This is a genomic window from Limnohabitans sp. Rim8, from assembly GCF_943326455.1.
Taxonomy (GTDB): Bacteria; Pseudomonadota; Gammaproteobacteria; order Burkholderiales; family Burkholderiaceae_C; genus Limnohabitans_A.
This window is the reverse complement of the sequence record NZ_CALPTI020000014.1, coordinates 61,706-81,557: the sequence shown is the minus strand read 5'-3', so window position 1 is coordinate 81,557 and position 19,852 is coordinate 61,706. Positions and strand designations below refer to the sequence as shown.

17 protein-coding genes are annotated in these 19,852 nt (G+C 59.6%); 14 read left to right on the top strand and 3 right to left on the bottom strand.

The features are described from left to right. From Q1M54_RS10880 to Q1M54_RS10865, 4 genes are all read left to right on the top strand, one after another. On the top strand, window positions 1-2,482 hold a 2,482-nt coding region (locus Q1M54_RS10880; protein WP_300557157.1), incomplete at its 5' end, for a hypothetical protein. A gap of 232 nt (window positions 2,483-2,714) precedes the next feature. Next, on the top strand, window positions 2,715-4,094 hold the full coding sequence (locus tag Q1M54_RS10875; protein WP_300557155.1) for a TolC family protein: 1,380 nt from the start codon (window positions 2,715-2,717) through the stop codon (window positions 4,092-4,094). 3 nt (window positions 4,095-4,097) lie between these two features. Continuing rightward, window positions 4,098-6,377: a type I secretion system permease/ATPase gene (locus Q1M54_RS10870; RefSeq protein WP_300557153.1), complete on the top strand. Its 2,280-nt coding sequence runs from the start codon at window positions 4,098-4,100 to the stop codon at window positions 6,375-6,377. A 17-nt stretch (window positions 6,378-6,394) separates the two neighbouring features. Next, window positions 6,395-7,621 carry an HlyD family efflux transporter periplasmic adaptor subunit gene (locus Q1M54_RS10865; protein ID WP_300557151.1) on the top strand — a complete coding sequence of 409 codons (1,227 nt, stop codon included), beginning with the start codon at window positions 6,395-6,397 and terminating at the stop codon, window positions 7,619-7,621. 421 nt (window positions 7,622-8,042) lie between these two features. Here the strand turns inward: Q1M54_RS10865 and Q1M54_RS10860 are convergent, their stop codons facing one another. From Q1M54_RS10860 to Q1M54_RS10850, 3 genes are all read right to left on the bottom strand, one after another. Then, window positions 8,043-8,897 (bottom strand): hypothetical protein, encoded by an 855-nt coding sequence (locus Q1M54_RS10860; RefSeq protein ID WP_300557149.1) that lies wholly within the window; start codon window positions 8,895-8,897, stop codon window positions 8,043-8,045. Window positions 8,898-9,010: 113 nt separating this feature from the next. Then, entirely contained in the window at window positions 9,011-10,063 is a 1,053-nt protein-coding gene (locus Q1M54_RS10855) for a TadG family pilus assembly protein (protein ID WP_300557147.1), read from the bottom strand. 11 nt (window positions 10,064-10,074) lie between these two features. After that, a complete protein-coding gene (locus tag Q1M54_RS10850; protein WP_300557145.1) occupies window positions 10,075-10,524 on the bottom strand; it encodes a TadE/TadG family type IV pilus assembly protein in 450 nt (149 codons plus the stop codon). Between the two features lie 293 nt (window positions 10,525-10,817). Between Q1M54_RS10850 and Q1M54_RS10845 the strand changes: the two genes are divergently transcribed. From Q1M54_RS10845 to Q1M54_RS10800, 10 genes are all read left to right on the top strand, one after another. Then, on the top strand, window positions 10,818-11,003 hold the full coding sequence (locus tag Q1M54_RS10845; RefSeq protein ID WP_300557143.1) for a Flp family type IVb pilin: 186 nt from the start codon (window positions 10,818-10,820) through the stop codon (window positions 11,001-11,003). A 46-nt stretch (window positions 11,004-11,049) separates the two neighbouring features. After that, window positions 11,050-11,592, top strand: coding sequence for an A24 family peptidase (locus Q1M54_RS10840; RefSeq protein WP_300557142.1), 543 nt, complete (start codon window positions 11,050-11,052; stop codon window positions 11,590-11,592). Window positions 11,593-11,621: 29 nt separating this feature from the next. Continuing rightward, window positions 11,622-12,476, top strand: coding sequence for a Flp pilus assembly protein CpaB (gene cpaB, locus Q1M54_RS10835; protein ID WP_300557140.1), 855 nt, complete (start codon window positions 11,622-11,624; stop codon window positions 12,474-12,476). Between the two features lie 92 nt (window positions 12,477-12,568). After that, a complete protein-coding gene (locus Q1M54_RS10830; protein WP_300557138.1) occupies window positions 12,569-14,128 on the top strand; it encodes a type II and III secretion system protein family protein in 1,560 nt (519 codons plus the stop codon). A gap of 17 nt (window positions 14,129-14,145) precedes the next feature. Beyond that, complete coding sequence (locus Q1M54_RS10825) at window positions 14,146-14,601, top strand: hypothetical protein (RefSeq protein WP_300557136.1); 456 nt, start codon at window positions 14,146-14,148, stop codon at window positions 14,599-14,601. A 10-nt stretch (window positions 14,602-14,611) separates the two neighbouring features. Next, a complete protein-coding gene (locus Q1M54_RS10820) occupies window positions 14,612-15,847 on the top strand; it encodes an AAA family ATPase (RefSeq protein WP_300557134.1) in 1,236 nt (411 codons plus the stop codon). A gap of 168 nt (window positions 15,848-16,015) precedes the next feature. After that, complete coding sequence (locus tag Q1M54_RS10815; protein ID WP_300557166.1) at window positions 16,016-17,329, top strand: CpaF family protein; 1,314 nt, start codon at window positions 16,016-16,018, stop codon at window positions 17,327-17,329. 3 nt (window positions 17,330-17,332) lie between these two features. Next, a complete protein-coding gene (locus Q1M54_RS10810) occupies window positions 17,333-18,316 on the top strand; it encodes a type II secretion system F family protein (RefSeq protein ID WP_300557132.1) in 984 nt (327 codons plus the stop codon). Between the two features lie 31 nt (window positions 18,317-18,347). Then, complete coding sequence (locus tag Q1M54_RS10805) at window positions 18,348-19,304, top strand: type II secretion system F family protein (RefSeq protein WP_300557130.1); 957 nt, start codon at window positions 18,348-18,350, stop codon at window positions 19,302-19,304. A gap of 152 nt (window positions 19,305-19,456) precedes the next feature. Then, on the top strand, window positions 19,457-19,843 hold the full coding sequence (locus tag Q1M54_RS10800) for a diacylglycerol kinase (protein ID WP_300557128.1): 387 nt from the start codon (window positions 19,457-19,459) through the stop codon (window positions 19,841-19,843). The last annotated feature ends 9 nt before the right edge of the window (window positions 19,844-19,852 follow it).

The window sequence follows — 19,852 nt, the reverse complement described above, 5'->3', positions numbered from 1 at the left end:
TGAACAGACTGACCCTGATACCGATGATGCTTCGATTGCCGTAGAACAGGCCGCAAGCCTGAACATCGTCAAAGATGCCTCTGTCGCTGGCGGCACCGCCAACGCCGCAGGCGAAGTCATCAACTACGCCATCAGCGTGCAAAACACCGGCAACCAAACCCTCACCGGTGTGGTGGTGAGCGATCCCTTCATCGGAGCCCCCACCCTGGTCGTTGACGCCGCTTCTGAAGATGGCGAGCTGGATGTGGGTGAGACCTGGTCCTACACCGCCAGCCACGTGGTCACGCAAGCGGAGATTGATGCAGGTTCGCCCATCGTCAACTTGGCCACTGCCGACTCTGAGCAGACGGACCCTGATACCGACGATGCTTCTATCCGCGTGGAACAGGCCCCCGCCATTGCCGTGGACAAAGCCATTGCCAGCATCACCGGTGGCAACGGCAACATCGCTGCCGACGCCCCCGGCGATCAGCTCAACTACACCATCACGGTGTCCAACCCCGGCAACATGACCCTGACCGATGTGACCGTCACCGACGTCCTCACTGGGTTCAATGCGGCAGGTGTGACCTTGTCCCCCGGGCAAAGTCAGGTCTTCTTGACCAGCTACACGCTGACTCAGCTGGACCTGAACAGCAATGGCGGTGGCGATGGCTACATCGAGAACACCGCCACGGCCGACAGCGCACAAACGGGTCCCGTCAGCGATTTTGAGCCGATTCAGTTGCTGCCACGCCCTTCCTTGTCGCTGAACAAGTCCTTGGTGAGTGTGTCCGGCGGTAACGGCAACACCATCTTGGATGCTGCTGGCGACGTGCTGTTGTACAACGCCACTGTGGCCAATGAAGGCAACATCACCTTGACCGGCGTGTCGGTGCTGGACCCCTCTACTGGCTTGAATATCACGGGTCTGACCCTGGTACCCGGCGAAACAGCGGTGTTCAGCTCCACCTACACCCTCACCCAAGCCGATGTGGACAGCAACGGCGATGGCGACGGCTACCACGACAACACAGCCACGGCCGATTCGGATCAGACTGCTTCGCTGTCGGACACCGAATCCAGCCCATTGCTGCGCTCCATCGGATTGGGTGTCAACAAGAGCGTCACAGGCGTGACCGGCGGCAACAACAACGGCTTTGCGGACCAGGCCGGTGAGCTGCTGAACTACTCCATCAACGTGTTCAATGCGGGCACCGTCACCCTGACCAATGTCACCGTCTTTGATGACTTGACAGGACTGAGCCAGACGATTGCCTCCTTGGCTCCCGGCGCTAACCAGAACTACCTGACCAGCTACACGCTGACCCAGGCCGATCTGGACAGCAACGGTGGCGGAGATGGTTACATCGAGAACTCCACCACGGTGGATTCGGACCAGACCCTGGCCACGCAGGACAACGAGACAGTGCAACTGATCCGCACCCCGGTGCTGTTCTTGGACAAGGCCTACCTCAATGTCACCGGCGGCAATGGCAACAACCTGGTCGATGCCGTGGGCGATGTGCTGAACTACCGCATTGTGGTGGCCAACCCGAGCAACGTGACCTTGACCGGAGTGTCTGTCAATGAACCGATGACCGGCTTGAATGTGACGGGTCTGACCCTGGTGCCTGGCCAAACCCAGACCTACCTGACCAGCTACACGCTGACCCAGGCCGATCTGGACAACAACGGCGGCGGTGATGGCTACATCGACAACATTGCCATCGCCGACTCGGCCCAGACCACACCCATCAGTGACATTGAATCGGTCCCGATCCTGCGCACCCTCGGCATGGCGTTTGACAAGCGCATTGTGAACATCGACGGCGGGAACGGAAATTCCCTCGCCGATGCCGCAGGTGACGTGTTGAACTATGTCTTCACCGTCAAGAACGAGGGCAGCGTGACCTTGACCAACCTGACGGTGGTGGATGACCTGACTGGCATGAGCGAGTCGCTGGCCTCGCTCGCGCCTGGCGCCACGGTGGTCTACAACTCCAGCTATGTGCTGACCCAGGCCGATCTGGACAGCAATGCCGGAGGGGATGGGGTGCTCATCAACACGGCGGTTGCCGACACCAATGAAACTCCTGCTTTCATTGATGCCGAAGGTGTCACGGTGGTCTACCAGCCTGGGATTGATCTGACCAAGTATGTGTCGGTGGACAACGGCGCGACTTGGCTGGATGCGAACAGCGAGACCGGCCCGCTGCTCTCTTCCAGCTCAGGCATCGATCCGCAGTTCCGCTTCACCGTGAGCAACACCGGCAACATCTCGCTTGGAGACGTCACCTTGACCGATCCGGTGTACGACCTGAACGGCGCTGCGGCGGGCACCGCTTATTCGTTCGGGAGTTTGGCTGTGGGTGCCTCCGATGAGTTCATCTTCACGGGCGCTGCATGGGCCGAGGGCCAGCAGTCCGGAGATGCCGCAGTGGCAGTGGCCGGCATGCCTTTGGTGCTGGACATCGACAACGCCTACTACTTGGGTGTGTGAGTTGACACATTGAACAACATGAACCCCTGACACCGACAAGGGGAACGCATGTTCCACGGGCAAGCCTCACGGCTTGCCCGTTTTTTTTCATGCTTACTGCTTTTTCGGTAGCGCCACTATCGGTTTGAAGGGATGTGCGGCATCTACTGATTTCACTAAGCTGGAAAAAAGCCATGGTGACGACATCTCTCACGCTGACTTGCAAGCCATTCAATATAAAAACAGGAGTTTTATGCGCCCATTGAAAAAAGGCATCGTTTGTTTGGCTGCACTCTGGTTGCCCATGGGATGCTGGTCGCAAAGTCTTCAAGAGGCCGTATTGATGGCTTTGGAGCATTACCCCAGCATCGCAGCATCACGCTATAAAACCGAAGCTGCGAGATCAGACATCACCAGAGCCAAAGGCGCACATTGGCCACAACTTTCATGGTCCGGGACCTATAACGACTACCGCAGCGATGGTCTGCCCAACCGCTGGATCCAGACGCCGGTGCTGAGCCTGAATCTGTGGTCTGGCGGCCGCATTCAATCCGATGTGGAACGCTCGCAAGCCCAAGCCAAAGCCAGTCAAAAGCAGGAATACATCAACCGTGACGATGTGGCACTGATCACCAGCGAGGCCTATTTGCAATGGGCGCATCAAAAACGGGTTTATCTATTGGCGACGGAAAACCTGGGGGCCCATGAAAAAATTCTGAATGATTTCAAAATCATCACCCAAGTCGACCCAGGCCGCCGCATCGATCTGAACCAAGCACAGGTGCGTTTTGACAACGCCAAGTTGAGCATGATCAGAAGCGAGATCGAACTGCGTGTGGCGGCTGAGCGCCTCGCACGGATGATCATGGCGCCTGCCCCCGCCGAGCCCAGTGGCCTTGAATTTTCCCCCGCCATCCCTTACCAAACCTTGGCTCAGGCACAGGCTGAACTCCATGATCAGCATCCGGTGATCGGCAGATTTCTGGCGCAACGTGAGGCTGCACTGGCCAGTGTGCGTTATGCCCAGGCACAAGGCTTGCCCACCGTCAACCTCTCCCATGCGAAATCAACCATACCCGGATTGGCCCAAGGCCAGTTCGTCACGCAGCTTCAATTGAACGTGCCCTTGATCGACGGCGGCACCGCGCGTGGTGCAGTGGGCGTGGCCATGGCCAATCTCCAATCACTGGATGCGGACCTGGTGGAAGCACGACTGACTCTCAATGAACAACTGGCTTCATCTTGGGCCAGTTGGCAACTGTCTGGGCAACGTGCCGACATGGGAAGAGAACAAACACGCACCGCGCAAAGTCTGGCTTTGGGCTATGAACAGCAATTCCGTGTAGGACGCCGCTCCTTGCTGGATTTATTGAACATTCAAAGCGATCTTTACACCTACAAAAGCAATGCGGCCAACGCCCTGAATGAATCGCGCCTGTCACAGGTGCGGATCTTGGCCAATCTGGGACAACTGGCCAACGCCTACTCAGTTGCAGCTTCTGCAGTCGCGCCGTTGGCACTGCATCAGACCACCGATAGCCATCCCCCGTCCACCAACACCACCCCTGTGCTCCGTGTTCAGGCCATGACACCCGCTGAACCTGAGTCAACGCCCCTTTCAAATCTGGAGTAATCGATGGACGCCATTTCGTTTCAAGCACCCGGTGCCAAAAGTCTGTTCAGTGAACCGACCATGCCCTCAGCCAGCGTCACCCCCCACGAACGTGACCCCTTGCTGGTTTGTCTGGCCTTGACCGCCAAACGGATTGACCGCGAGGTGCATCTCTCGGCGCTGCGGGCCGGTTTTGCCTTGGATGAGGAAGGGCGAATTCCCATGAATGCCTACCCCGATCTGGCCCGATTGCACGGCATGATCGCCGTCTGGTCACGCACCGACCTGCATCAGTTACCCAGTTATGTGTTACCGGTCATCGTCCCTTTCGTGGATGGTCGGGCAGCCGTGCTGGTGTCCGTGGCCGGGCAAACGGTCAAAGTCCTGATGGCAGACACCGGCATGACCGAAATCGCCATGTCCTTGGACGAGTTGCAACGCTTGGCTTATGGTGAAATTTTGGTGGTCAAACCCGCCCAACAAACATCGGCCCATCAGTTGGTGCCCTTCAGCGGTGAAGCTCTGGGCTGGTTCTGGAACACGGTGCGGCGCTTCAAAGGGTTTTACATCGAGTCCATCATGGCCGCCGTGGTGGCCAACGTGCTCACGCTGGCCACCATTTTCTTTGCCATGAACGTGTACGACCGTGTGGTGCCTACCCAGGCCTACACCTCGCTTTGGACCCTGGCCATTGGCACCACCGTGGCGATTTTGCTGGAATTCGGTACGCGCTGGCTCAAGGCGCGACTGGTCGATCTGGCAGGCCGCAAGGCTGACTTGAGTCTGAACGCCATGCTGCTGCGCGAGATCATGACCATCCGACTTGAACACCGGCCACAGTCGATCGGTATTTTTGCCAGCTCCATGCGAGACTTTGAATCGTTGAGAGATTTCATGTCATCGGCTTCGATGGTGTTGGTGGTCGACATGCCGTTCATCTTGTTGTTCATCCTCCTGATCGGCATCATTGGTGGCCCCCTGGCTTGGATACCCGCAGCAGCCGTGCCGATTCTGGTGATCGTGGGACTGTGGGCGCAAAAGCCCCTGATGCGGGCCATGCGCGAGAACATGAAGGAAAGTGGCGACAAGCAAAGCGTATTGGTCGAATCGCTGCTCAATTTAGAAATGCTCAAGGCCCACAACGCCGAAAGCTATTTGCAAAGACGCTGGGAAAACGCCAATTTGGCAGCGACCGATTCGTACAAACAAACCCGCTCACTCACCAATTTGATGCTGGGCCTGACGGCCTCCATGCAACAGCTGGTGACGGTGGGCATGGTGGTTTATGGCGTTTACCTCATTGGCGACAACGCCCTCACCCTCGGTGGCCTGATTGCCTCGGTCATTCTGGCGGGAAGGGCCATCACGCCTTTGGGCAGCATCATGTCCCTGGCAGCACGCTACCAACAAGCTCGCAGTGCGCTGGACACGCTGGATGCCCTGATGAAAAGACCACGCGATCGCGATGGCGAACGCCGTTATGTGGTGCCTGAAAAAATCGTGGGCGACCTGCGTGCTGAAAATCTGGAATTTGCCTACCCAGGCGAACACCAGATCCCGGTGATCCGCAATCTGTCTCTTCATCTGGCAGCCGGCGAGCATGTGGCACTTTTGGGCCGAATTGGCAGCGGTAAAAGCACCTTGCTGCGCCTGCTCTCGGGCTTGTACACACCGTTGGGCGGGCGTGTCTCGATCGATGGGGTGGACCTGCAGCAAATCGAACCTGCCGAGTTGCGCAGCCGATTGGGCTACGTCAGCCAAGAGGCGCAGCTTTTCCAGGGATCCCTGCGCGACAACCTGGTGCTGTCGGACAGCTGGATCAGTGATGCCAGGATCATCGAGGTGCTGCAAAAACTGGACATGTACAGCTTGGTGGCCAGCCACCCCCGAGGTCTGGACATGCCACTGACCGAGGCGGGCGGAGGCTTGTCAGGCGGTCAACGCCAGTTGCTGGCGATCGCCCGAATGATGCTGCGCGACCCGGCGCTGGTGTTTCTGGACGAGCCCACCTCCATGATGGACCAGACCACCGAAGCCAAAGTGATTGAGGTTTTGGGAACGTGGCTGAAGGGCCGCACCTTGGTGTTGTCAACCCATCGGCTGCAGTTGCTGACATGGGTTGAGCGCATCGCCCTGGTCGATCAGGGTCAGGTTCTGATCGAAGGTCCGCGTGACGAGGTTCTCAAGAAGCTCTCCACCGGGGTTCGCAAGAAACCCATGACCGTCAAGCCCTCCCGCTCATCAGCCCAGACCGCTGCTGAGACGGCAATACCGAACCCGCCTATGGCCCCCGCCGCTGTTTGAAGATTTCAGGAATCAAGATGTCCACCTTCCACAAAAATCACAAGCCGTCCCAATACGCCTCTGCATCGAGCATCGAAGACGACGAACGCCGCACCAGCCGCAAACTGGTGGCCATCATCGGGTTTGCGCTGATTGCTGCGCTGTTGTGGGCAGCGTCTTTCGACTTGGAGGAAATCACACGCGGTACGGGCAAGGTGATTCCTTCGAGCCGAGAGCAAGTGATCCAAAGTTTGGACTCTGGCGTATTGGCCGAGTTGCTGGTGCGCGAGGGTGATGCGGTGGTCAAAGACCAGGTCTTGCTGCGCATCGATGATGCCCGCTCAGGGCCGGTGTTTCGCGAGGCCAGAGAGAAATGGATCGCCCTTTCGGCTCAGGCGGCGCGGCTGCAGGCCGAAGCCTATGGCACGGCCATTCAATTTCCGAACCATGTGAAAAACCATGCTTCGGTGGTGCGACGCGAAACCCAGGCCTACCTCGCGCGCAAACAGGCGCTTAACGAGGAAATGGCGGCCATGCAGCAGTCCTTGTCTCAGTTGTCCAGAGAGCTCAGCTTGACCGAGCCCTTGGTGGAACAAGGCGTGATGTCTGAAGTCGAGTTGCTGCGCCTCAAGCGTCAATATGCCGACATGCAATCACGCATGGCCGAACGACGCAATCGATACCTGACCGACGCCAGCAATGAATGGGTTCGCGTGGAATCCGAGCTATCACAAACCCGAGAAAACACCCTTGCCCGCGAAGATGCTTTCAAGAAAACCGTGATCAAGGCACCGATGGACGGGATTGTGAAAAACGTTCAGCAAACGACATTGGGCGCTGTCATCCAGAGCGGTCAAACCATTCTGGAGATCGTGCCTGTGCAGGACAACATGCTGGTGGAAGCTTATGTGAAACCCTCTGAAGTGGCCTTCCTCAAAGTGAACCAACCCGCCGTGGTCAAGCTGAGTGCCTATGACTTCAACAAATATGGCGGTCTGGAGGCGGTGCTGGACCACATCAGCCCCGACACCTTGCGCGATGAAAACAAGCCCCGAAAACCAGGCAACGCGCCCGTCGATCTGGAGGAAGGTTATTACCGCATTCTGGTGCGCATCGTCGATCAGCGCCTGGAGCGGCACGGCATGCAGATGAACGCCACGCCGGGCATGACCGCCACCGTGGAAATCAAGACCGGGCAAAAAACCGTGCTGGAGTATTTGCTCAGGCCTTTGCAAGCGATGACACAAGCCTTGCGCGAACGTTGAGTGCAGGAGCCCAGAACATGAGCGGTATCGCAGGCCTGGTGGCCACCAGCAACATCGTTCCCCGACTGGTTCGGGGCTTACAGCAATTGGATCATGCGTGAGGTCTTGCGTTTGCCGTGCAATGTGATGCACCGCTTTATTGGAGCCAAGGTCCGGAACATGGGGCCTGGAGCAGCGAGAAATCAGCCCTGCTGCTAGGCGCATCTGCACTGAACTCTTTACGCACGGGCAATGTGCTGGAGATTTACCCGCACAAAGACGGTGTGTCGCAACACCTCCACGCCTGAAGTGCTAGCAGAACGGGCGGATACGCACCGCTCTCACGGCAAGCATGGCACGCATGGCACGAGTGCCACGCATGAGACCTGAGGCCAGCCAGGGCTTGATCGCCCTGTCTGGCCACACACTGGCGCACTTGGCGTTAATAGGCTGTACAAGTCGGTTCTTCAGTCGTTGGATTGACATGAACCACCGCCTGAGTCATGTACACCGCTGTGTTTTCCGGTGTGATGGCCGTGGTGCTGGCTTCGAGCTGAATCACCATGATCGTCGACACACTCACCTGGGGCAGGATCAAACCGACCGTTGGCTTATCGGCCCCAGCCAGCACCACCTCAGGCCCCTGAACGATGCGCCAGCGGTAATTGAAAGTGGGGTTGCTGGTGTCAATGCCTTGTGCCTGCAATGAAAGCGCCGCTCCGGGTTTGCAGACGCTTGCCACGGGTTGAATGGTCATGCCCTTCAAATAGCCCGTGACCGGGACCAAGGTGTTGATGTCTGGATTGGGCTGCACACGCAAAGCCCGCTTGTAAGTCACCCGCTGCCCAACCTCGTTGACACCCGCCAGCACCAACTCGTAATCCGCATCTGCGGTGATCATCTTGGCTTCGGCAGAGACCACCAGATTGCACCCCCATGTGCTGCCACCCGAACCTGCCGGTGAACTGTTGGTGCCGGGCGTTGGCGTCAGCATGTCACTTTTTTCTGCGACGGCACAGTTTTCATTCGACAAGGACAGCACCGGGTTGTTGGCCGCCAAAGGCAACACGGACCAAGATATGGAAGTCAAACGGTACTTGACACTCTCCAGTGTGCCCGCCACCACCGTAGATTCTCCGGCCTTGAGCAGCACTTGAGAGCCGTTGTTGGCCGAGATGCCACCGCCGCCCTCGCCGCCACAGCCGAGCAACATGATCGCTGCGGACACTGCGACAGACACCGCCGATGTGGCACGCAAGGCGTGGGGCCACTTGTTCAATGCAAACACTGGACTCATCGATTTCTCTCTTTCATGGGGAAGGTTGAGGTGAGGAAGACACAACAACTACATGCTCAAGGATCAGCGCGGGCCAGTCTGTATCGCACCGCACCATCGAACGACAAAATGGATCACTTGAACAAACTCGGCTGCGAGATAACGCCGTAGTTGGGCCCCACACCACCGGAGAGAGGCGGCGGACATTGGTTGCTCATTTTGGCGAGGATGTAGGGATCTTTACCACCAAAAGCGTCCAGGAACTGCATACAGGCAAAGCCAACGATCGTGGCCGAAGTCCCCGGGACCACGTTGGCCAGTGTGGGCACCACCACAAACTCACACGTCTTATTGCCCGCTGCACTGCATCTTTTGACATCGGTGTACAAGCTGTTTTTGACGCCCGTTTGAATCCAAGCCTTGTCGCCCACCGACATGCTGATCGGGTTGCCATCTTCAATCATTGTTTCGATGGCATTGGCCCCAGAAGCTTGCATGTTCAGTGATGACCACTGTGCTGCTTCACAGTATCCGCGAGGGTACGAAGGGCCAAGTTGGAACTCTGGTACTTTGCCCGTCAGGGGATCCGCAAGCGGTGCTGGAGGCTGCGCACTCATGTTCCAAAACTTGTCGTACAAGCATTTTGAAACGGCCAATGGGAACAATCCGCCTGGCTGGATGACGCCCGGACTGCTCACTCCCGCCACCGCCGTGACCTGCACTGGCTTGGCATACACGCCCCAGATGCTGGCCAAAAAGGTGCGCACCGGAGCCTTGTTCTGGTTCTCGCTTTTGCCCACAGTCACCTGCACGGCAGGCGCATCGTTGGCACTCGGTGTCATGGGCAAACCTTGCAAACCCGTCGCCGTCTGGGTCGTGTCCCAGTAACCGGTTTGCACCAGGCCATCAGACAGTTCGTCACCTGCGGCTCGGTTGAGGGCGATGGCGCTGCTGGCCGTGCTGGCAGCGCCCACCCAATTCAGCGCCGAGGCGCCGTTGGTGTAGAGCTTGCGGGCTCCGGCCAGCGCTGCCGCATCGGCATCGTTTTGCAACTCGTTGCGCACCACATGCAAATAAGCCAGGTCCACCGCCAGGGCCCCTACCCCCACGAGTACGGGCAAGGTCAGCGCCACCAACACGCTGACCGCACCTTTTTGGGTTTTGGGAATCAGTTTGATTTTTTTCATGACCGAGTCCTTTACTCGTAAACCATAGACGTGGTGGCCTGCAAAACCATGGGCTGCCCCAGACTCTGCAGCAGGCTGCCCAGACCAATGCCTTGAAAGGTGTAGCTCACAGTCACCTTCAGGAAAGGGTCACTGTTCAAAGGTGTGATCTTTTGGATGCTCACTGTGGGATCAGCCGTATTCGCCCCAAAGCTGACCAGCGCCGGTTTTGCATAGGCATTGACCACATCCAAGATAGCTTGATGAGAGACCGGTGGGTTGCGTGCCACGATGCCCGCGCGTGCGCCCTCTCGGCTGGCGTTGGTGATGACGGCCTTGTCGTACAAAGCCAGGCTCGCATCGATGCCGCCCACCAGCAAGGCCAGCAAGATGGGCAGGATGAGTGCGAACTCGACCACGGCCGCGCCGCGTTGGCCCTGAGGCATGCGCGCTTTGCGTGGGATCTGTGAACACCGGGTCATGGGCTATCTCCTGGTCTTGGCCGATCAAAGCCATTGGGAAAGCCTTGACCATAAAGCGCGTCTTCGGGTGCCTCTGTGCGCTGCCTCACACCCCTGTGCAAAACCCATACACATGAGCCCTTTGGTGCGCTGGCATACCGATCCAGATCGGATTTTTATTTACATTGAACTGTCGGTTTTGAAAGTTCAAAGCCGATGCAAGGCCACTGGGCCGTTGCGGGCTAGAGCAATCCGCCTTGGACAACCCAGAGGCTTGCAGTTCTCCTCTACCTTTCAACTTTGGAGTTAGCGACATGAAAAACTTTTCTCAATCTTTCAAGACATTTTGGTCCAATGAAGATGGTGCAACCGCCATCGAATATGGCTTGCTGGCATCGCTGATCGCATTGGCGATTACGTTCGGTGCAGGCGCTCTGGGCACCTCCCTCAACGGACTGTTCACAAGAATTGCCGGAGACCTGGCCGTTCTCGCGCCGTGACAAGCAACAAACGATTGATTGTCACTTCTGCAACCTGAAACTTCCCATGCCCCTCAGCCTTTTTGACTGGACACATCTGGCCGCACTGGCCGCCATGCTGTTGGCGGCCATGTGGCACGACACCGCAACGCGCCGCATACCCAACACGCTGGTGTTGTGGGGCAGCTTGACCGCCATCGGGCTGTCACTGTCGTCCTATGGCATTGGCCTGGGTTCGGCGCTTGCGGGGGGCTTGGTGGGTTTTTTAGGCTTTCTGGTGTTCTACCTCTTGCGGGCTGTGGGCGCTGGCGACGTGAAGCTGGCCGCCGCCACGGGCCTGTTTGTGGGCTACCCCGACATGCTGTGGGTCAACCTGCTCATCTTGCTGGCCGGGGGCTTGCTTTCCATCGCTTGGGCGCTGTTCAGCGGCCAACTGGGCCAGACCCTGCACAACCTGAGCACCGGTTTCACACAACTTTGGCTCAGCCGTCAACACGGGCCAAGCGCTGAACGCACAGCCTTTCCGGTGGGCACAACACGCCTGCCTTACGCCTTGGCAATTGGCGCGGGCACTGCGGTGCATGTGCTCAAGCTCTGGCCTATTTCGTGAATTTTTTTGCCTTGCAAGGACTTCCTTCCATGAGAAACACTCGTCCCTTGGGTGCGCTGCTGCTGGCCTTGGTGTTGGGCTTGACGGCCGCTGCTTATGCCGCCAGTTGGTTGCAGCAACAAAGCGCTTCCAACACCATGCAAGTGATCGTGGCCCAGCGCGATTTGCAAATGGGCACCCGGCTTCAACCGGACATGCTCCAAACCCTGGCCTGGCCCAAAGCGGCCGCCATTCAGGACCCCTTGACCACGCTCGACCAAGCTGTGGGCCGCGTCATCCACATGCCGGTGCTGCGCGGCGAGCCCTTGCTGCAAAGCAAGCTCGCGCCTGTGGGCGAGAAAGGTGGCTTGTCCTCGGTGCTCGCGCCCGGACAACGCGCGGTCACCGTGAAGGTCAATGAAATCGTGGGTGTGGCCGGTTTTGCGCTGCCTGGCAATTTTGTGGACGTGATGGTCAACACGCCCGACAGCCAGAACCAGCCGGTCTCCAAAATCGTGATTGAACGCATCCAGGTGCTGGCAGTGGCGCAAGACGTGTCCACCAACGAGAGCAAGCCCCGCGTGGTCAATGCCGTGACCTTGCAAGTCAGCCCGCAACAGGCCGAACAAATTGACTTGGCCCGCAGCGTGGGCACCCTGTCGTTGGTGCTACGAAGCCACAGCGACAACATCCCGGTGCAAACGGCCGGTGCGCGCAAACTGGACTTGCTGCCCCAAGTGGCCGCTGCGGTGGTCGTCGCTACAGCCGCCAAAACCGTGCCGCCGCGTTCGCGTGCCGCCAGGCCTGTAACCCCCTCCACACCCACCGCCGAACCCGCAGCACCACCGACGCCAGAACCTGCCCGGTTTGAGGTCATCAGAGGCCTGTCTGTGTCACAAGAGTGAGCTCATCGTGAATTGATCTCATGCAGCCAACACCCCACGCTCACTCGCCAGCAGCCCGGAGCCTGTCCATTCGCCACAACAAAGAGAGTCCCATGCCAGACATCCTGCCCCTCACTCTGTCCCTCGCCCTGTCCATCGCCTTTGTGTGGCCCCAAGCCTCACGCGCGGCCCCTCTCGCCACCACCTCTGCTGCTGCGGCCAAAAGCACCCCTGCCAAGGCCGCCACAAGCAGCTCGGCCAAATCGTCCAGCAAGCCCGAGGTACAAACCCAAGGCCCGGTGATCATGGCTCCGCCCCTGCGCCTGACGGCCGGTAAATCTATGTTGCTACAGCTGTCCGAAAACGCTGAACGTCTGTCCGTGGGTAACCCCGATGTGGCCGATGTGGTGCTCATCAACCCGCGCGAGATTTACCTGCTGGGCAAAAAATCCGGTCACACAAACCTGCTGGTCTGGACCGCCACGGGCAGCACCACCTTGCGCGACATCAGCGTGGGGGCCGACACCGAAAGCCTGCACGCCAAACTGCGCGAGTACGTGCCCAGTGCCGAAAACCTGCGCGTGGACAGTGTGGCCGACACCCTGGTGCTGAGCGGGCGCGTGAGCGACGGCATGAAAGTGCAGCGCCTCATGACCCTGACCGAGGCCTTCAATGGCAACAAGAAAGTCATCAACCTGCTGCGCGTGCACGGCACGCAACAAGTCATGCTCGAAGTCAAGGTGGCCGAGGTCTCCAGAAAGTTGCTGGATGAATTAGGGATAGATCTGAACCTGACGCGGACCATAGGGAGCACTTCGGTCAACCTGCTGGCCGATTTTCTGAGTTCCGGCGCGACTGCCCTGACCGCCGCACGGGCCAACGGCCTGAGCACCATCACCTTGACGGCTGAAATGAAGAAAGACCTGGTCAAAGTCCTGGCAGAGCCCACCATCACAGCAGTGAGTGGGCAAGAAGGTGCATTTTTGGCAGGGGGCAAGATCTTTATTCCGGTGCCCAGGAACCTTGATGCCACTGGCCCCATCCAGCTGGTGGAAAAAGAATTTGGGGTGAAGCTGAAATTTTTGCCGACCGTGCTGGAAGACGGCTTGATCAATTTGCAGGTTTCGCCCGAGGTATCGGAACTGTCACCGCTGGGTGTCACCGTGCGCGGCCTGAACGGCCAAAGCACTTTGCTGCCCCTGATCACGGTGCGCAGCGCTTCCACCACAGTGCAGCTGCGTGATGGCGAAAGCTTTGCCATTGGCGGACTGGTCAAGAGCAATGCAACCCAGACCATCAAGGCCTTTCCGATTCTGGGCGAACTGCCCATCTTGGGCCCACTGTTTCGCAGCACGGCTTTTCAGACCGACAAATCAGAGCTGCTGTTTGTCGTGACGCCGCGCCTGGCCCGCGTCTTGCCGCCCAATTACGCGCTGCCCACCGACAGCTACATCCCGCCCAAGCGCAGCGAGTACTTCTTGAAAGGCCAACTCGAAGGCACACCGCCCGCGCACATGCCCGCGCCTGCCAGCCCACCGATGCCCGAAACACGGCCTAAGCCTGCACACAAACCGGCGACCGAAGTCACACCCGAGGTCACACCTGACGGTGCGCCCACACCTGCAGCTCAATCTGAACCCACGACTGACACCACACCTTCATCCACCTCTTGAGCCTGGAGATACTCGCCATGAACTTCATGACCCTGCCCCTTCGCTGCTTGAGCATCGTCGGTCTGAGCCTGGCCCTGTCCGCCTGCGACACCCCACCCACGATGGTGGACCAACACTTTGGCCTGGCCGTGCAACGGGCACAGGCCCAACAAAGCCTGTTAGAACACGGCGCTCAACAGCCCATGGCCATGCGCTGCCCACACGAGCGGTCTGAGCCGAACTGTCCTGCCCATCATCCGCACGGTGGAATGGGCCAAGGCATGTCCCACGGCATGGGGCCGGGCATGGGCAGGGGGACGGGCCCCCACGCCACCCACGCCACCCCCTTGGTCAACGACAAGCTGCGCAACAAGACGGACACCGATGGCGCGTCGGCTCTGTCTGCTGTCACGCGCTACCAGCAAAGCTTTCAAACCCCGCCTGCACCAGCAGCTGTCTTCAACATCGGCTTGGGCGCGGCCACCGCTCCCTGAAAGGTTTGCCATGTCCATCCATGTGATTGCCTCCAACGAAACCCTACTGACCACGCTGCGCAGCACATTGCAACAAAACGCCCTGCCTTTGGCCAGTGCCGTACTGTGCCCACCAGGCACTCGGCTGCTCGCACCACTGCAGGCATTGGACAATGCGCCACCGGGCAGCATCGTGCTGCTGGACAGCCCCATCAGCCCGGACCACATCGCCAGCGATGACCTGGTCGCGCTCGAAGGGTGGCTGAGGCAGCGGCCTCAATTGAACGTGCTGCTGCTGAGCGAAGACAACAGCAAAGCCCTGCTGATGCGGGCCATGCGTGCAGGCGTGCGCGAAGTTTTGCCGCTGCCGCTCAACCCTGCCGATCTGGCGCAGACCCTGCAACGCTGGAGCGATCGCCCCGCTGCCCCGGCAGGTCAAGGAAGCGGCATGGCCACAACGCTGGCCCCCAAGGCGCAAGAGCGCCCGGGCCGAATGGTGGCTTTTATGGGTTGCAAAGGGGGCAATGGCACCAGCTTTGTAGCGGCCAATATGGCCCACATCATGGCCAGCGAATTTGGCAAAAAATGTGCATTTGTCGACCTTGACCTGCAGTGCGGCGATGCCTCTTTTTACCTGGGAAGCGGCGCCAACAAGCACAGCCTGAGCGATCTTACGAGACAAATTGACCGGCTCGATGTGCAGCTGCTGGCCAGTTGCCTGCACGCCGTGACGCCCCGACTGAACCTGCTGGCCGCACCCCACTCGCTGGAAAACGCCATGGCCATCAGTGCGCAAGACATCGAGAAAGTCCTCAACATGGTTCGCGACCAGCACGAGCATGTGGTGGTCGACCTGCCCCGCAACCTGAATGCCTTGACGCTCAAGGTATTGGACATGGCCGATGTGGTCTACATCGTCATGCAAAGCCAAACCCCGGATGTGCGCGACGCGCAGCGGCTGGTCAACATGTTGCGCGCCTTGGGACTGCAAGAAGCCAAGCTTCGCCTGCTGGTCAACCGCTACAAACCCAGAGGCTGGGTGAGCCTGAGCGAATTGGAGAAGACCGTCGGCCTGAAGGTCCAGCAAAGCATTCCCAGCGGCCCTGAGTGGGTGGACGAGTCACTGCACATCGGTCAGCCGCTGTCGGTGGTGAACGACCACAACGCTGTGATCCAAGCCCTGCGTGAGGCCACAGGTGTGCTGCTGGAGAGCACGCCCCTGAAAAACCGCCACTGGATGCAGCGCTGGATCGACCAGACTGCCTGAACAGCACGTCTGAAACATTGTGTTGTTGACCCACAGGAGAGATGCTTGAACCCCAACCTGCGCTACCAATTTGAAACGCCCAGCCCTGCCACTTCGCTGTTGGGCGCTGAGCATCTGCAGCCCGTGCATCTGCCCGATATCCGACCTCTGGTGCCTTCGCCTGCGCCCATCTCAACCGTCGCCCCAGCCCAGAGCACCAAGACACCCGGCCCGCGCATGGACGACATCAAGACCCGCATCCACCAGGAAATCCTGTCGCTGATGGACTGGCAGCGCATGGAGAGCATGCCCCCCGAGCGCCTGCGCACCGAGCTCAAGGCGCTGACCGAAGAACTCATCACCACCCACAAACTGGCGCTCAACGAAACCGAGCGACGTCACATCATCCAGGTCATCCAGGATGAGATGCTGGGCCTGGGCCCGATCGAGTCCTTGTTGTCCGACCCCACGGTTTCGGACATTCTCGTCAACGGACCGTTTCAGGTCTATGCCGAACGGCACGGCAAGATCGTGCACACCGATGTGCAGTTTGACAATGAGGCCCATTTGCTGCGGGTGATCGACCGCATCGTTTCGCGCATTGGGCGGCGCGTGGATGAGATGAGCCCCATGGTCGATGCGCGACTGCCCGACGGCTCGCGCGTGAACGCGGTCATCCCGCCCCTGGCCATCGATGGACCTTTGCTGTCGATCCGCCGTTTTGCGGTGGTGCCCTTCAGCGTGCAGGACCTGATCAGCATGGGCACGCTGACCGACGGCATGGCCGAGCTGATCCAGGGTCTGGTGCGAGCACGCCTGAATGTGCTGGTCTCGGGTGGCACAGGCAGCGGCAAGACCACACTGCTGAACGTGATGTCGGCCAGCATTCCGGCCAATGAACGCATCATCACCATCGAAGACGCGGCCGAACTGCAGCTGCAGCAGCCTCATGTGGTGCGCATGGAGACGCGCCCCCCCAACATCGAGGGCAAGGGCGAAATCTCGCAGCGCGATCTGCTGCGCAACAGCCTGCGCATGCGACCCGACCGCATCATCATGGGTGAGGTGCGCGGTGGCGAAGTGCTGGACATGCTTCAGGCCATGAATACCGGGCACGACGGCTCAATGACCACCATCCACGCCAATTCGGCACGCGATGCGCTCACCCGACTCGAACACATGCTGGGCATGGCCGGTCTCAAAGCCGAGTCACGCGCCATGCGCCAGCAAATTGCCGCAGCCCTGTCGGTCGTGATCCAGGTCTCGCGCCTGTCGGACGGGCAACGCAAGATCACCAGCTTGCAAGAGATCACTGGCATCGAGGGTGACATCATCAGCATGCAAGAGATTTTCCGGTTCGAGCAAACCGGCCTGAACCCCGACGGCCGTGTGCAAGGCCAGTTTGTGGCCACCGGCATCCGCCCCAAATTTGCGCAACGTTTGGTCACACGCGGCATCGCGCTCAGCGACAAGCTGTTCGAACCGACCCAGGGCTGGAGCTGAGCCATGAACACACCCTTTTGGATCTTTGCCGCGCTGGCATCTCTGAGCATCGGCGCTCTGGTTTGGAGCCTGTATGGGCTGTGGCGGCAACACTTGGACCCACGCCAAAAAGCCCTGGCGCAAAGGCTGCAAGCGGCCACGCTCAACGACCCCATGGATGAGGCCGAGCCCACACTCAAACTGCGTCCCAAGCGAATGCTCAGCCAATGGGAATGGGCCGAGCGCGGGCTGCAAACTTTTCCTGGTGTGGCGGCATTCGACTATTTTTTGCTGCAAACGGGTCTAGCGCTCAGTCTGGCGCAGGCCCTGTCACTGGCCGCAGGCCTGGTCTTGCTGGCCTTGGCAGTCGGGGCCAGCCTTGGCTGGCCAGTGCTGCTGAGCCTGGTGGTGGCGATGCTGGGGCCGATGCTTTTGATCGCCTTCTTGCAACACCGCCGCTCGGTGCGAATGGCCCTGATCAGCCAAGCCCTTCCAGATGCACTGGATCTGATGGCCCGCTCCATGCAAGCCGGCCACGCCTTTGCCAGTGCCCTGCAGGTGGCGGCCAAAGACTGCTCGCCCCCGCTCTCGCACGAGTTGCGTGCGGTGTTCGAAGAAATCAACTTCGGCATCAGCGTCACGCAAGCGCTGCAAGGCTTGTCCATGCGGGTGGCCAGCGACGATGTGCGCTACTTTGTGGTGGCTGTGATCATCCAAAGCGAAACCGGAGGCAACCTGGCCGAGATCCTGAAAAACACCGCCCAACTGATCCGCGAACGCCAAAAAATCGCGGGCATCGTGCGCGTGCTCTCGGCCGAAGGGCGCATCTCGGCCATCATCTTGTCACTGCTGCCGTTTGCACTGGCCGCAGGCATGAGCCTTCTCAACCCCGGCTTCATGTCGCGCCTGTGGTCCGACCCGATGGGCTTGCAACTGGTCTACATCTCGCTGACCCTGATGGCCTTCGGCATCCTGTGGATGTGGCGTCTGATCCAGATCCGCGTTTGACTTTTCTCCAACCTCCCAAGCCCAGACCTCCATGACCTCTGCCACCCTGATTTTTGCGGCGCTCGTGTTCGCCCTGATCCTCACGCTGAGCCTTGTTGTGCTCAGCCGCTGGCTGCCCGATCCTGGGCGCCAGCGCTTGGAAAGTCTGACCAGCCCCAATACCCCAAACAGCGGCCAAACCACACGCACTAACGCCTGGCATCGGGCCCAAGCCAGGCTGTTATCGGCCCTGCTGTGGTTGGGTCCCTGGACGACGGGCCTGTCGGGCGGCGAAGGCGATACGCCCTCTGCGCTGCGCATTCGCTTTGCACATGCAGGCTGGCGCTCGCCCGTGGCGCTGCAGATTTATTTCATCAGCAAAACCGTGCTGACCCTGATGCTGCCCATCTTGACTTGGGGCTTACTGAATGCCCAAGGCTGGCCCGCCAACACCATGCTGCGGATGGCCCTTGTGGTCGCAGTTGCGGCTGTCGGTTACTACCTGCCCGACGCGGTGCTCAGGCTGCGCATCCAGCGCAGACAACTGGAGCTGCTGCACGCCTTTCCGGACGCGCTGGACTTGCTGCGCCTGTGCGTGCAAGCCGGTCTGGGACTGGACGCCGCCATCGAACGCGTAGGCCGCGAAATGCGCAACGCCCGCCCCATCTTGTCGGAAGAATTTGCCCTCACCGGGCTGGCCCTGCGGGGCGGATCTTCGCGGGCCGAAGCGCTGCGCAACCTGTCGCAACGCGTGGGCCTCAAAGACATTGACGCCATGGTGTCGATGCTCATACAGGCCGACCGCTTTGGCACCAGCGTGTCCGAATCGCTGGCGGTTTATGCCGACAGCTTGCGCACCCAACGCCGCCTGCGAGCCGAAGAAGCCGCTGCCAAACTCCCCGTCAAACTGCTCATTCCCCTGATTTTTTGCATCTTCCCCTCTCTGCTCACCGTGCTGCTGGGCCCGGTGGTGGTCACGTTGGCGCAGCACTTTGTGAAGGTAGGTTGAGGGGCGGCGCTGAGCGTCTGTGATCAAGTTCTGCGACTGACTCATCGGATTGTCATACACCAACTGGCGCGAGCCGGATACTCTTGGAGAGATAAGGCCCAGTTAACATCACGGCCTCAAGCTTCAAGCCGCAATCCAATACCGCCCCGTACATGAACGACCAACCCACTGTCTCACCCAAACGCCAAGGCCTCTCTCGCGTTTGGCACGCTTTTTTTTACTCCATCGAAGGTTTGCGGGCAGGCTGGCATGAACCGGCTTTCAGGCAAGAAGCCATCTTGGCCGCGCTGGTCTTGCCTGGCGCTTGGTACTTGGGTCAAAGCTGGGCCGAGACGGTGTTGTTGATCGGCGTGGTCGTGGCGGTGCTGGTGGTCGAGTTGCTCAACACCGCGGTGGAGTCGGCCATCGACCGCTCTGGTCCGGAATGGCACGCCCAGTCCAAACGCGCCAAGGACACGGCCAGCGCCGCCGTCTTGCTCAGCCTGCTGCTGTGTGGCGGCGTCTGGCTGAGCGCCCTGTGGCGCTGGTACAGCGCTTGAGCCTGGCCA

Excerpts from the sequence above, each read along its gene's own strand:
- Q1M54_RS10875 (WP_300557155.1), top strand. The coding sequence starts at position 2,715 with ATGCGCCCATTGAAAAAAGGCATCGTTTGTTTGGCTGCACTCTGGTTG.
- Q1M54_RS10870 (WP_300557153.1), top strand. The coding sequence starts at position 4,098 with ATGGACGCCATTTCGTTTCAAGCACCCGGTGCCAAAAGTCTGTTCAGT.
- Q1M54_RS10865 (WP_300557151.1), top strand. The coding sequence starts at position 6,395 with ATGTCCACCTTCCACAAAAATCACAAGCCGTCCCAATACGCCTCTGCA.
- Q1M54_RS10860 (WP_300557149.1), bottom strand. The coding sequence starts at position 8,897 with ATGAGTCCAGTGTTTGCATTGAACAAGTGGCCCCACGCCTTGCGTGCC.
- Q1M54_RS10855 (WP_300557147.1), bottom strand. The coding sequence starts at position 10,063 with ATGAAAAAAATCAAACTGATTCCCAAAACCCAAAAAGGTGCGGTCAGC.
- Q1M54_RS10850 (WP_300557145.1), bottom strand. The coding sequence starts at position 10,524 with ATGACCCGGTGTTCACAGATCCCACGCAAAGCGCGCATGCCTCAGGGC.
- Q1M54_RS10845 (WP_300557143.1), top strand. The coding sequence starts at position 10,818 with ATGAAAAACTTTTCTCAATCTTTCAAGACATTTTGGTCCAATGAAGAT.
- Q1M54_RS10840 (WP_300557142.1), top strand. The coding sequence starts at position 11,050 with ATGCCCCTCAGCCTTTTTGACTGGACACATCTGGCCGCACTGGCCGCC.
- cpaB (WP_300557140.1), top strand. The coding sequence starts at position 11,622 with ATGAGAAACACTCGTCCCTTGGGTGCGCTGCTGCTGGCCTTGGTGTTG.
- Q1M54_RS10830 (WP_300557138.1), top strand. The coding sequence starts at position 12,569 with ATGCCAGACATCCTGCCCCTCACTCTGTCCCTCGCCCTGTCCATCGCC.
- Q1M54_RS10825 (WP_300557136.1), top strand. The coding sequence starts at position 14,146 with ATGAACTTCATGACCCTGCCCCTTCGCTGCTTGAGCATCGTCGGTCTG.
- Q1M54_RS10820 (WP_300557134.1), top strand. The coding sequence starts at position 14,612 with ATGTCCATCCATGTGATTGCCTCCAACGAAACCCTACTGACCACGCTG.
- Q1M54_RS10810 (WP_300557132.1), top strand. The coding sequence starts at position 17,333 with ATGAACACACCCTTTTGGATCTTTGCCGCGCTGGCATCTCTGAGCATC.
- Q1M54_RS10805 (WP_300557130.1), top strand. The coding sequence starts at position 18,348 with ATGACCTCTGCCACCCTGATTTTTGCGGCGCTCGTGTTCGCCCTGATC.
- Q1M54_RS10800 (WP_300557128.1), top strand. The coding sequence starts at position 19,457 with ATGAACGACCAACCCACTGTCTCACCCAAACGCCAAGGCCTCTCTCGC.